Raw genomic sequence first — 11,403 nt, 5'->3', positions numbered from 1 at the left:
CGGTCAGACGGCCACGTACGCCACCGGCTCGCTCCCCGTCACCGCCTCGGCCCGCCCCAGCTTCACCAGGCGGCGCAGATGGGACTCGGCCTCCGCGATGGCGATGTTCCGTGAGCCGTAGGGGATGTCGGCCCAGGGCCGGTTCCACTCCATGCGCTCGGCGAGCTGCCAGGGGGTGAGGGGCTCGGCGAGGAGCGCGAGCAGCCCGGTGAGGCGGTCCTCGTGGTGGTCGAGCAACTCCCGTACGCGCGCGGGGGCGTCGGTGAAGGCGTGCTGGTGGGCCGGGAGGATCTCGGCGGGGGCGAGTCGGCCGATCCGCTCCAGGGAGTCGAGGTAGTCGCCGAGGGGATCGGTGACGGTGGTGTCGTCCGGGTCCTCGTACAGGCCGATGTGCGGGGTGATCCCGGGGAGCAGATGGTCACCGGAGAACAGGCGCCCGCGGCCCGGCAGTCGGCCCGGATGATCCTCCTCCAGGTGCAGACAGACATGGCCGGGCGTGTGGCCCGGGGTCCAGATCGCCCGCAGGCGGCGGCCCGGCAGGTCGAGGAGTTCGCCGGGGACGATCTCGCGGTCCGGCAGGGCGGGGGACAGGCCGGGCAGCGTACGGCGGCGGGCCGTGCGCAGGGGCGAGACGTGCTCCTCGGGGGCGCCGGCCGCGGCCAGCTTGTCCGCCATGTACGTGAACCAGCGCTCGGGCCGGGTCGCACGTGTCCTGCGCACGATCGACAGGTCCGCCTCGTGCATCGCGATCCACGCCCCGGACGCCTCGCGCACCCGGCCCGACAGCCCGTGGTGGTCGGGGTGATGGTGGGTGATCACCACACCATGGACCTCACCGGGTGAGGTGCCGCAGGCCCGCAGCCCCTCGGCGAGTGTGTCCCAGGAGGCCGGATCGTCCCAGCCGGTGTCCACCAGCACCGGGCCGCGATCGGTGTCGACCACGTACACCAGCGTGTGCCCCAGGGGGTTGTCCGGGATGGGAACCCGCACCGACCGTACGCCCCCGCCGTGATCGTACGTCTCCGTCATCTGCCCTCCGCCTCCCGGCCATTGCCCACTATAACTAGAACTGGTTGCAGTGGGCGCCCAAGTCGACTGACGCTGCGGGGAGTTGAGGTGACCTGCGCTGATGTGCTCGCTGGTCGTCATCGCCTGTCGACGTTGGTCACTGTCGGACGGCCCAGGGACGGCCCAGTCGTTCGAGCGGTGCCATTCCGCCGTGCGGCACTAGATTGACTGATGGGCGGCGCACCATCGACTTGACTGAGTCGTTGAAGGTTTCCCGTTGCGACATCCGGCCACCCCGGCTTTGTGGCCGGCGCAGATGCCCTGGGCTGCCTTGCGTTACCTGTCGTGGCGCACTGATGTGCCATGGTGGACGAGGGCCCTCGCCGCATGGGTTGGCGAGGGCCCTCGTCATGTCAACGGCCGAGCAGTACGCCAGCGGCCATCTCGGATGCTCCGGAGGCGACTCCCCCCAGAACCGCCGCAATGAGTGCCCACAGGATCGGGTAGCGATCCCCGCCCCATGGGTCCCCACCAATTGCGTGCGCATGACCCTGACGAACGTTCACGGTCACGTTCCAGCGGATCACATTCATCCAGGCTGTCATCAATCCCCCTTGAGGGCTTGGTCGTTGGTGGTTGGCGTGTCGACACGCTGAAAACCGTAGACCTTCGCCGGCCGTGGATGAGGCACGCGAATTGCGCCGCACCGGGGGAGCAAATCGGGACAGATAGCCACACCAGTTCATGTCTTCCCGCTCCCGCCCGGGCGCGCGCGCGAACCAGTATATACGTGGTGCAGATCACATCTGCTCGGGCTTAATGGATGGGTCTTTTTTGATCTTTTGTGCTTTTAGTCGCTTCTCGCGAGCTCGTGCTTTGGCCTCGTCGCGCACCTGTTGGGCGATTTCGTGAGCTCGCCGAGCAGCGGACGAATCCACCCATTTCCCCAGGGTCCCCGCGCTGTAGCCGGTGAGCCGGGCGGCTTCTTCTTGAGGCACTCCAAGCTGGATTGCCCGTACGACCACCTGTTCGGCTTCCGCCTTGAGCTTCAGTTCGGCCTCTCTGATCTTGCGGTGCTCTTCGCCGATCTCAGCTAAGAGCTCGTGAAACTGCTCGGGCCGTTTGAACTGAGGCCATCTAGTCGCATCCACATCAGCAGGATGCCGGAACTGCTCGTTACTCGCGGCGGCTTCCGACTCCGGGGGCCTTCTTGTGGCGCTTGCCTGTTGGTGCACTCGTCCACACGATCAACGGAGCGACTTTGGCCGGGAGCTGCTTTGGGGGGAGTGATCATGGCCCCGTAAGCTTCCGGCGCGTCGGGCAGTCTGTGGACCTGCCCGTTAAAGCACGACGTTGGGGCCATGATCTTCGAGGCTCCCCCCAAAGTGGCTGGCTAAAGTCGCGGAGTTGATCGCCTCAGCCCCCACGGTCCCCCCGACCACGGCCCGCATGGTCCAACGAAGCCCAAGCCGTCGCGCACCTGCTTGTGGAGCACAAAGCGTCTTTTGGGTCCGTGGAGGCACCTTGCGTGCGGACCTGTGGGCAATGCCGTCTTCCCCCAGGGGCGGGCCTGGCGGTGTGGGTCAGGAAGGGGAATCAGGATCGGTCAGGTGCATCGACCCATTGGCGTGGACAGAGCGTGAAGCGTGATCACCCCGGGGCATCGTGAGTGGCGCGGGGCCGGGGCCGGGGCGGCGCGGGCCGAAGGCAGGAGCGAAGCCCCGAGCCCCGAGCCCGCGCCGGCCCCCGTGGGGGCCGGTGGGGTGTGATCTACGCAGCGACGGCCGGACGCCGGTAGGGTCAGCGCGACCGGATGCCGAAGGCAAGAGCCCCCCGACCATGGACCATGGCGCCGTGGGCCCGTGTCCGCCGGGGATGGAGGATGAAGCCCTGGGGGTCCGTGAAGCATGGGAGAGCTGAGGTTCCCGGGGTGAGCTGTCGAGTCCTGTTATTCCAAGGTGCGCGACGGCTTGGGCTTCGTTGGACCATGCGGGCCGTGGTCCCAGGGATCACCCGTCCCCGCCGGAACGGCGGGGCTTGATGAGGTAGAGAAACCTGTAACAGGGCTTCCGGGATGCCGCGTTGATCAGTCAAGCGCGTACTCGGCGGAGAGTTCACGATCGGTCCCGAGGTAGTCTCGGGCGTACTCGGTCGGGTCGCCGTTCTGGTCCCGGTACTGGTTGGTCACGGTCAGTGCCATCGTTCCGGCTTCTACTCCGAGTACGTCGGCAATGTCCTCCGGAACCGGGCGCATGGCGACTACGTCCCGCCGGCGGACCGCTCGTCGGCCTGTTCGCTCCTCTACCAAACCAAAGGTCATCTTGGGCAGGGGGCCGACTTCGAGTAGCTCAGGTGCAGCGACAGCAAGCTGACCAGTCAGGTACGACGTAGACACGGCTACTACGCCTTGATCGTCGCGGTAGACCCGTCGCCGCTGAACCACTTCGTCGCCTTCGTTGATCTCCAGCCCCATCGCGACATCCTCGGGGGCCGGGATGAGCTCGGCACTCAGGATGTCCACCCGCTCGCCACGGCGGAATCCGCTTCCAGTCGCTCGGAGCATCTGAAGTCGATCTGGGCCGCTGGTTAGCTTCTTGCCGAGATCGACGAAGGTTCCCTGCGACGAGGACCGAACATAGCTCTCGTCTTGAAGCTGCTTGATCGCCTTGGCTGCTGTTGCGGTGGCGACTCCCCAGTCTCGCGCGATGTCTGCGATCGAAGGAAGCTTCGAGTCTTGCGGCAGGACACCTTCGTTGATCTTCGTGCGGAAGTGATCCGCGATTTGCAGGAACGGCGGTGCGGCTCGCTGCACCTTCGGCGTCATGGTGTCTCCCTCACCTTCCTTGTCAGCGTGCTAGTTCCCGATTTCGCCGCGTTCTAGCTCGCAACTCCATGGTAGGCCGCAGCGCCCTTGCTCGCTCAGTCAGTTGTCGGTCGACCTGCCAAGACGGACCCCTTGACAATCGCGTACTAGCACGCGCACTATCAATGCAAGCTAGTACGCGCTCTCGAAGCGCGACCTAGCACACTCCGTCTACGAGAAGAGGCTGAGATGCCGTCTTTCAAGATCGACCTGTCGACCGCTGTGGTGTTCGTGGCGACCGCGCCGACGCCGAAGCTCGCCAACAAGCAGACCGGGGAGCGGGCCATGGACCGGGAGACCGGCGCCGGCCTGTCGACGCTGGGTCTGCTGATCTCGGACGAGGGAGAGGGCAACCTCTACCAGGTCACCGTTCCCGAGACCGGGATCCCCGACGGTCTGGCGCCGGGCATGCCGGTGCGGGTGGTCGGGCTCAAGGCGCGTGACTGGGAGAACGAGTTCAACGGTCAGAAGCGGCACGGGATCTCGTTCCGCGCGGTCGCGGTCACGGCAGGGGCCTGACCATGACCGACCTGGCCACCTGGTTAGAGGCGGGGAGTGCTGCGGCCGGCGCCGGTGGGCTCGGCTACGCGAAGTACCGGGCGCCCCGCGTGTATTGGTCGCTGGTGGGCCTGCCGGTCACTTGGGGCCGGTTCACTTGCACCTACTCCTCGACGATGGAGGTGTGCGGGCTGACGGTTCAGCCGTCCGGCCTGCGCGCCTTCGTGACCCGGAGCGTCGCTCGCCGTGAGGTGCGGCCGGTGCCGCCGAAGGTGCGTCGGGTCCGTCCGACCTCGACCGGTCTGCGCGTCACGCTCCGGCTTCCCGCCGGCCTGGAGCCCGCCGACCTCGGCGCGTCCTCCGAGCGCCTGCGCCATGCGTGGGGTGTGCAGTCGGTGACGGTGCGGGAGACCAAGCCCGGCTATGTCGAGCTGCGGATGACCGGCTACGACGTGCTGCGCCGGGTGCGGATGCCGCGCAGGGCGGTACCGCGTGATCTGGTTGTTCCGGTCGCGCTGCGGGAGGACGGTTCGGTCTTTGAGCGGGACTACCGCAAGATCCCGATGGCGCTGACGCTGGGGGCGAATTCCTCCGGCAAGTCGATGTATCAGCGCAACCTGATCAAGGGGCTCGCGAAGCTGCCGGTGGGGTTGGTCGGGATCGACTGCAAGCGCGGGGTGGAGCACAGCCGCTACGCGCCCCGGCTGTCGGCCCTGGCCACGACTCCGGCTCTGGCCGGGCAGTTGATCGACGCGTTGGTCACGGAGATGGAAGACCGCTTCGACCTGCTCGCCCTCTACGGCGTCTCCGACCTGTGGGAACTGCCTGCTGAGCTGCGGCCGGTGCCCTTGGTCGTGTTGATCGACGAGGTGGCGGAACTGTTCCTGGTCACCTCGAAGAAGGATGAGCCGGCCCGGGACCACACGGTCATGCAACTGGTCCGGCTGGGCCAGATGGCCCGTGCGATCGGGATCTATCTGGAGGTGTGCGGGCAGCGCTTCGGCTCCGATCTGGGCAAGGGCGCGACCGCCCTGCGTGCCCAGCTCACCGGCCGGGTGGTGCACCGCGTCAACGACAAGCAGACCGCCGACATGGGCCTGGGCGATGTCGCCCCGGACGCGGTGGTGTCCGTGCTTGGGATCCGCGCCGACCGTCCCGGGGTGGCCGTGGCCGGCGACGCCTCCGGCTACTGGTCCCGCATCCGCACCCCCGAGATCACTCCGGCTCAGGTGATGACGGTCTGCCGTGAATTCGCGCACCTGACCCCGCAGTTGCCGTTCCTGGCCCCGTTCCGCCCGGTCGGCCAGATGGCCGTGCCGCCGATGCCCGCGGTGCCGCCGCTCGTGCAGTCGCAGCCGTAGGCCGGGCCGGAAGGAGATCGCTCATGGCTCCGCGCAAGACCGCAAAGCCCAAGGTCATCAAGTGCCCGGACTGCGACGGCAAGGGCGAGATCACCGAAACCGTCCGCGTCGGGCCTCGCAAGGGCCGTGCCACCGATCACCAACAGTCCGCCGTGTGCCTCACCTGCTGGGGCACCGGCGAGACCACCGGCGACGGCTGAACGCCCGCCGGGGCCGGGCGGCCGGACCACGCTCCCCGCTCGGGTCCTGGCTCAACTCCCCGAAGGAGGTGAGGACATGTCCCGCTCGTTCCGGATTGACGCCGTGCTCGTTCAGGCCGTGATCGCCGGTGCGCTGTCCTTTGCCCACCTGCACGACCTTGCCGAGGCGGCCGGGCAGACCGGTTGGAAGGCCTGGGCCTACCCGATCTCCGTCGACCTGCTGTTGGTCGCCGTGTGGCGTCGACTGCGCACCGAAGCATCTGGGCTGGCCTGGTTCTGGTTCCTGGTCGCTCTGGTGGCCTCGCTCGGCGCGAACGTCGCCACCGCCGGACTGCTCGACCTGGAGAACGTCCCGGCCTGGCTGCGCATCGTCGTCGCCGGCTGGCCCGCGCTGGCCTTCCTCGGCGGCACCCTGCTCGCCCACCAACCAGCCACTTCTACGCCCGCCCCGGCGGCCCCGGAGCCCCGGCCTACGCCCGTGGTCGACCGCCCCGAACCGCCCGCCCCGGCCCCGGAGATCACCCGACCGGATCCGGCCCCGGCGCTGCCCGAAGCGACCGCTCCGGCGGTGAACGTGCCGCCGGCGCTGGTCGACCACGCCCGCAAGGTCGCCACCGAACACCGCACCCGCACCGGCACCGACATCGACACCGCCACACTGCGCGTCCGCCTCGGCATCCCGGAAGACCTCGCCGGCGCGATCGTCGCCCAACTCGCCTGACAGGCAAGGAGGTTCCACCCGTGCGACCGAACCGCTTCTACAACGTGATCCGCATCGGCCCGGTCAAGGTCGGCACGTTCAACAACGGCCGGGGACAGATCCGGCACACCGCCGCCTGCACCGCCCCGAAGTGCGGGTTCTCCACCGAACACAGCGACCGGTCGGCCGCTGAACTCACCGCCCGCACCCACCGCTGCACCGCCTGACCAGGAAGGACAGTCCCGTGCAGTTACCCGGAGACCAGCTCCGCGCCGGTCACATCCCCGCCGACCTCTACCGGCAGATCCCGCCCGACGCGGACCTGCGCAAGGTCGTCATCGTCCAGGAAGCCCCGCGCTCCTACACCGGCCCCATCGTGCTGACTCTGCTGGTCATCGCGGGATCGGTCGCGGTGCTGCTGGTGATTGCCTTCGTCGTCCAGATGATCGCGAGTGCGGCCGTCGCGGTGCTGTCCGCGACCTGCGGTGTGGGCTACACGATCAACCGCACGTCGAAGAAGAAGCGGGAGTTAGCCCGCGCGGCCACCCGCCGGCGCTCCCGCTCGCCGCACGCGCTGCGCTCTCGGACCGTCCGGTCCAAGCCCCGCTACCGCAAGTAGCGCCCTCCGGGGCGGCCTCTACCGCCAAGTATCCGCCGCCCCGGACGGCCTTTCACCTTCCTGATCCAACGGACCCGAAAGGGAGACACCATCATGCACGTTCACGCCTCGAACCGTCCGAAGTGCCGCAACTGCAAGGGCTTCTCGGTCGTCTCGATCGCTATCAGCGACCGCCGCCGCGACGGCTCCCGCGTCTTGCTCCGCGTCGTCTGTCACGCCTGCCAGGGCACCGGCCGGTCCCTCCCCGTCACCTCTGCTCAGGCCGGGAGGTGACGGCCGTGGGACTTCTGAACTGGCGCTCCGGCGAGCACTTCGAACACGGAGAGAACTGCCGCTGCACGCAGTGCGGCAAGCCCACCCCGCTGCGCTCCCACGCTGGCGAACCCGTCCACAAGGTGTGCGCGGAAGCGTGGAACGACCGCAACCCGAACGCCCCCCGGTTCGAGCACAAGGGGCATGACCTCGGTACCAGTCGCTTCCACTCCGACATCCCCAGCGCGAAGAAGCGCAAGGGGGGTGCCCGATGACCGCCGTAGTGGGCCGAGTTCTCGACCTGTTCTCCTGCGCCGGCGGGGCTGGGATGGGCTACCACCGCGCTGGGTTCGCGGTCGACGGCTGCGACATCGTTGACCGTCCCCGCTACCCGTTCCCGTACCACCGGGGTGACGCCCTCGCATACCTCGTCCACCTGATCACCACCGGCGAGATCGACCGGTACACGCTCGTGCACGCCTCCCCGCCCTGTCAGGCCGGATGCGCCCTGACCGTGGGCACCAACGCCTCTCAAGGCTGGGGCGGCACGCACACCGACCTCGTCGCCCCCACCCGGGCCCTGCTCGACCGAACGGGCCTGCCGTATGTGATCGAACAGCCCAACGGTCGTGCCGAGATCCGCAAAGACCTGACCCTGTGCGGTGAGATGTTCGGCCTCGGCGTGCTGCGCCACCGCAACTTCGAACTCGGCGGCTGGGGTGCCGTGCAGCCGGCCCACCCCCGGCATCGGGGCTACGTGCGTGGCTGGCGCCACGGCGTCTACCGTGACGGCCCCTATGTGGCCGCGTACGGCGATGGCGGCGGCAAGGCCACCGTGCCGGAGATGCAGGCCGCCATGGGCATCACCTGGACCGACGTCCCCGAGGAGCTGACCGAGGCGATCCCGCCCGCCTACACCAAGTGGATCGGCACGGCCTTCCTGACCTCCCGTCAGGAGGTGTTCGCGTGACCGACACCGCCACCCTGGCGGGCCTGGACCCGGCCACCCTCACCGACGTGCTGAGGCTGGCCGGGTCTCCCGGCTTCGACCGCATCCAGGAACAGATCCGCCGCACCGGCGGCTGCTCCGACCCGATCCACCTCACCGGCTCGACCGTCACCCGCGACCGGGCCACCGGACAGATCCTGCACGCCTACAGCACCGACACCGAACCCGGCGGCCGGCTCCGCCTGGCCTGCGGTAACCGGCGTGCCTCCCGCTGCCCCTCGTGCGCCTGGACCTACGCCGGCGACACCTACCACCTCATCCGCGCCGGCCTGGTCGGAGACCCGGACAAGGGCACCCCGCACACGATCCGGGACCACCCCCGCGTCTTCGCCACCCTCACCGCACCGAGCTTCGGCCCCGTCCACAACCGCCCCGGCAACCGGCCCTGCCGCTGCGGCCAGAAGCACCGCGAGGACGCCCCCGAACTCGGCACCCCGCTCGACCCCGCCTCCTACGACTACGCGGGCGCGGTGCTGTGGAACAACCACGCCTCCGAGCTGTGGCGCTACTTCACGATCTACCTGCGCCGCGAGATCGCCAAGAGAGCCGGGCTCACGCAGAAGGACGCCCGGGAACAGTCCCGCGTCTCCTTCGGCAAGGTCGCCGAGTACCAGAAGCGCGGGGCCGTGCACTTCCATGCCGTGATCCGCTTCGACGGACCGGACGGGCCCGACTCACCCCCGCCGGCCTGGGCCACCCTCGACCTGCTCACCGACGCCATCCGTGCCGCCGCCGCCCGTGTCGCGGTCGACGTCCCCCCGGCCAGGGACCAACCGGCCCGCGTTCTGCGCTGGGGCACCCAGCTTGACGTACAGCCGATCGGCGCCTTCGGTCACGGCGAGGAGATCACCGAACAGGCCGTCGCCTCCTACGTGGCCAAGTACGCCACCAAGGCAGCGGAGACCACGGGCACGGTGGACCGCCGGGTCGGCAACAAGGAAGCCCTGATCCTGCTGGGCGTCCCGGATCACCCCCGCCGGCTCATCGAAGCGTGCTTGGACCTGCACTCCCTCTATCCGGATCGCAAGCTCCTGGACTGGGCTCACATGCTCGGCTTCCGGGGCCACTTCTCCACCAAGTCCCGCCGCTACTCCACCACCCTGGGCGCGCTGCGCCAGGTCCGCGCCGACTACCGCGCGCAGCAGCAACGCGAGGCCCTCGGCCTGCCCGACCCCGACGACGAGACCGAGGCGACCACGCTGACCCTCGCCCATTGGGCCTACGCCGGCCACGGCCACACCCCCGGCGAATCCTGGCTCGCCGCCAACATCCGCCGCGAGATCCAACTCAACCGCGAGGCCGCCCGTGAAGCCCTCGCAGACCTGGACGAGCGGGAGGTGGCCGCATGAAGGGATCGCTGCCTGATAAGTACCTGATGCCGGAAGATCTCGTGACCCTGTTCCGCCTGCCCAGCGTCGAGACCGTCTACCAGTGGCGCCGCAAGGGCATCGGGCCGCGAGGCTTCCGCGTCGGCCGCTACCTCCGCTTCGACCCCGAGGTCGTACGGGCCTGGGTCGAGTCCCGGACGGAAGGGGCTGCCTGATGGCCGGACACATCCAAGACCGCTGGTACAAGACCGAGACCGGGCCTAACGGCAAGTCGGCCAAGGTCAAGACCGAGCGCCATGGAACCGGTATGCGCTACCGCGCGCGCTACGTCGCCCCCGACGGGAGTGAGAAGTCCAAGAGCTTCCCCGATGGCAAGAAGCGGCTTGCCGAGACGTGGCTCACCAACATCGAGTCCGACATGTCGCGCGGTCAGTACGTCGACCCCGTGGCCGGGAAGGTCACGTTTCAGCAGTACGCCACCGAGTGGCTGACGGGGCAGACAACCGACCCGACGACTCGTGAGCACACGGAGCGTCGCCTTCGGCTGCATGCCTTCCCGTACCTCGGAAATCGTCCGCTCTCCTCGCTCCAGCCGTCTGACATTCGGGCCTGGGTGCGCAAGCTGGAGGATGCGGGAAGCGCCGGCTCGTCTCGGCGCGTGATCTTCGGAAACGTATCGGCGGTGCTCTCAGCCGCCGTTGATGACGGCCGTCTCGCGCGCAATCCCTGCCGAGCGGGCTCGGTCCGGCGTCCGAAGCCCTCGCCGGGGCGTGTCACTCCTTGGTCTGCTGACCGTGTGTTCACTGTGCGGCGGGGGCTGCCTGACCGGTTCCGGGTGATGGTCGACGTCGGCGCCGGCTGCGGCCTTCGGCAAGGGGAGATCTTCGGGCTGCCCGTTGACGAGGCGGACCCGTTGTCCGGGATCCTGCACGTGACCCAACAGGTCAAGATCGTGGACCGGAAGTTGGTCTTCGCTCCGCCGAAGAACGGCAAGCTCCGTGACGTGCCGTTGCCGGACTCGGTCGCCTTCGCGCTCGCAGAACACATGACGGCCTTCCCACCGGCAGAGGTCACGCTTCCGTGGATGCGCCCCGACGGAGAGCCGGTGACCAAGCTGTTGTACTTCACAGGCGTTGAGGGCGGGGCAGTCTGGCGCAACGCCTTCAACGCGCACGCCTGGAAGCCTGCCCTTGCCGCTGCGGGAGTGATCCCCAAGCCCGGACCGGGGGAGCGGTACAAGGAAGCCCGCGAAGACGGCATGCACGCGCTGCGGCACTTCTACGCCTCGGTTCTCCTCGACGCGGGGGAGAGCATCAAGGCCCTGAGCGCGTACCTCGGTCACGCGGACGCCGGCTTCACGCTCCGGACCTACACCCACCTCATGCCGACCAGCGAGACGCGCACGCGGAAGGCTGTCGACGCGATGTACCGCACGGCCCGAAAGCCCCCGACGGCCCCCTGACGGCCCACGCGTGCTGAGCCTGCCCCTGATCACCGGGAAACCGCTGGTCAGGGGCATTCTCGTCCCATCCGTGGACTACTTTAACTAGAACTGGTATCAGTTC

14 protein-coding genes are annotated in these 11,403 nt (G+C 68.6%); 11 read left to right on the top strand and 3 right to left on the bottom strand.

Annotation, left to right across the window (positions count from 1 at the left end; translation table 11 throughout):
- Positions 1–3: 3 nt before the first annotated feature.
- The 3 genes from ICC28_RS01195 to ICC28_RS01185 all read right to left on the bottom strand — a co-directional run bounded on the left by ICC28_RS01195 (position 4) and on the right by ICC28_RS01185 (position 3,832).
- Positions 4–1,029 (bottom strand): MBL fold metallo-hydrolase, encoded by a 1,026-nt coding sequence (locus ICC28_RS01195; RefSeq protein ID WP_188286441.1) that lies wholly within the window; start codon positions 1,027–1,029, stop codon positions 4–6.
- A gap of 779 nt (positions 1,030–1,808) precedes the next feature.
- Positions 1,809–2,159 (bottom strand): hypothetical protein, encoded by a 351-nt coding sequence (locus ICC28_RS01190; RefSeq protein WP_188286440.1) that lies wholly within the window; start codon positions 2,157–2,159, stop codon positions 1,809–1,811.
- A 935-nt stretch (positions 2,160–3,094) separates the two neighbouring features.
- Positions 3,095–3,832: a GntR family transcriptional regulator gene (locus ICC28_RS01185; RefSeq protein WP_188286439.1), complete on the bottom strand. Its 738-nt coding sequence runs from the start codon at positions 3,830–3,832 to the stop codon at positions 3,095–3,097.
- A gap of 228 nt (positions 3,833–4,060) precedes the next feature.
- Between ICC28_RS01185 and ICC28_RS01180 the strand changes: the two genes are divergently transcribed.
- The 11 genes from ICC28_RS01180 (at position 4,061) to ICC28_RS01130 (ending at position 11,300) form a co-directional block, all read left to right on the top strand.
- Positions 4,061–4,390, top strand: coding sequence for a hypothetical protein (locus ICC28_RS01180; RefSeq protein WP_188286438.1), 330 nt, complete (start codon positions 4,061–4,063; stop codon positions 4,388–4,390).
- 2 nt (positions 4,391–4,392) lie between these two features.
- Positions 4,393–5,730 (top strand): FtsK/SpoIIIE domain-containing protein, encoded by a 1,338-nt coding sequence (locus tag ICC28_RS01175; RefSeq protein WP_188286437.1) that lies wholly within the window; start codon positions 4,393–4,395, stop codon positions 5,728–5,730.
- 23 nt (positions 5,731–5,753) lie between these two features.
- A complete protein-coding gene (locus tag ICC28_RS01170) occupies positions 5,754–5,930 on the top strand; it encodes a hypothetical protein (RefSeq protein ID WP_188286436.1) in 177 nt (58 codons plus the stop codon).
- Between the two features lie 76 nt (positions 5,931–6,006).
- The gene (locus ICC28_RS01165) at positions 6,007–6,651 is read left to right on the top strand and encodes a DUF2637 domain-containing protein (protein ID WP_188286435.1); all 645 of its coding nucleotides are present in this window, start codon (positions 6,007–6,009) and stop codon (positions 6,649–6,651) included.
- 20 nt (positions 6,652–6,671) lie between these two features.
- Complete coding sequence (locus ICC28_RS01160) at positions 6,672–6,857, top strand: mobile element transfer protein (RefSeq protein WP_188286434.1); 186 nt, start codon at positions 6,672–6,674, stop codon at positions 6,855–6,857.
- Positions 6,858–6,874: 17 nt separating this feature from the next.
- On the top strand, positions 6,875–7,249 hold the full coding sequence (locus ICC28_RS01155) for a hypothetical protein (protein ID WP_223188179.1): 375 nt from the start codon (positions 6,875–6,877) through the stop codon (positions 7,247–7,249).
- Between the two features lie 278 nt (positions 7,250–7,527).
- Positions 7,528–7,776 (top strand): hypothetical protein, encoded by a 249-nt coding sequence (locus ICC28_RS01150; protein ID WP_317453943.1) that lies wholly within the window; start codon positions 7,528–7,530, stop codon positions 7,774–7,776.
- Positions 7,773–8,471: a DNA cytosine methyltransferase gene (locus tag ICC28_RS01145; RefSeq protein ID WP_188286432.1), complete on the top strand. Its 699-nt coding sequence runs from the start codon at positions 7,773–7,775 to the stop codon at positions 8,469–8,471. Before ICC28_RS01150 ends, ICC28_RS01145 begins: the two co-directional genes overlap by 4 nt.
- Positions 8,468–9,859: a replication initiator protein RepSA gene (gene repSA / locus ICC28_RS01140; protein WP_188286431.1), complete on the top strand. Its 1,392-nt coding sequence runs from the start codon at positions 8,468–8,470 to the stop codon at positions 9,857–9,859. Before ICC28_RS01145 ends, repSA begins: the two co-directional genes overlap by 4 nt.
- The gene (locus ICC28_RS01135) at positions 9,856–10,053 is read left to right on the top strand and encodes a helix-turn-helix transcriptional regulator (protein ID WP_188286430.1); all 198 of its coding nucleotides are present in this window, start codon (positions 9,856–9,858) and stop codon (positions 10,051–10,053) included. The genes repSA and ICC28_RS01135 overlap by 4 nt, the downstream gene beginning before the upstream one ends.
- Positions 10,053–11,300 carry a tyrosine-type recombinase/integrase gene (locus ICC28_RS01130; protein ID WP_188286429.1) on the top strand — a complete coding sequence of 416 codons (1,248 nt, stop codon included), beginning with the start codon at positions 10,053–10,055 and terminating at the stop codon, positions 11,298–11,300. Before ICC28_RS01135 ends, ICC28_RS01130 begins: the two co-directional genes overlap by 1 nt.
- The last annotated feature ends 103 nt before the right edge of the window (positions 11,301–11,403 follow it).

The sequence above is a fragment of the Streptomyces sp. TRM68416 genome, assembly GCF_014596915.1.
Classification (GTDB): Bacteria; Actinomycetota; Actinomycetes; order Streptomycetales; family Streptomycetaceae; genus Streptomyces.
The sequence above is the reverse complement of the archived record's forward strand: the minus strand, read 5'-3'. Positions and strand labels throughout refer to the sequence as shown.

Coding starts and splice junctions, on each gene's coding strand:
- ICC28_RS01195 (WP_188286441.1), bottom strand. CDS start 1,029: ATGACGGAGACGTACGATCACGGCGGGGGCGTACGGTCGGTGCGGGTT.
- ICC28_RS01185 (WP_188286439.1), bottom strand. CDS start 3,832: ATGACGCCGAAGGTGCAGCGAGCCGCACCGCCGTTCCTGCAAATCGCG.
- ICC28_RS01180 (WP_188286438.1), top strand. CDS start 4,061: ATGCCGTCTTTCAAGATCGACCTGTCGACCGCTGTGGTGTTCGTGGCG.
- ICC28_RS01175 (WP_188286437.1), top strand. CDS start 4,393: ATGACCGACCTGGCCACCTGGTTAGAGGCGGGGAGTGCTGCGGCCGGC.
- ICC28_RS01170 (WP_188286436.1), top strand. CDS start 5,754: ATGGCTCCGCGCAAGACCGCAAAGCCCAAGGTCATCAAGTGCCCGGAC.
- ICC28_RS01165 (WP_188286435.1), top strand. CDS start 6,007: ATGTCCCGCTCGTTCCGGATTGACGCCGTGCTCGTTCAGGCCGTGATC.
- ICC28_RS01145 (WP_188286432.1), top strand. CDS start 7,773: ATGACCGCCGTAGTGGGCCGAGTTCTCGACCTGTTCTCCTGCGCCGGC.
- ICC28_RS01135 (WP_188286430.1), top strand. CDS start 9,856: ATGAAGGGATCGCTGCCTGATAAGTACCTGATGCCGGAAGATCTCGTG.
- ICC28_RS01130 (WP_188286429.1), top strand. CDS start 10,053: ATGGCCGGACACATCCAAGACCGCTGGTACAAGACCGAGACCGGGCCT.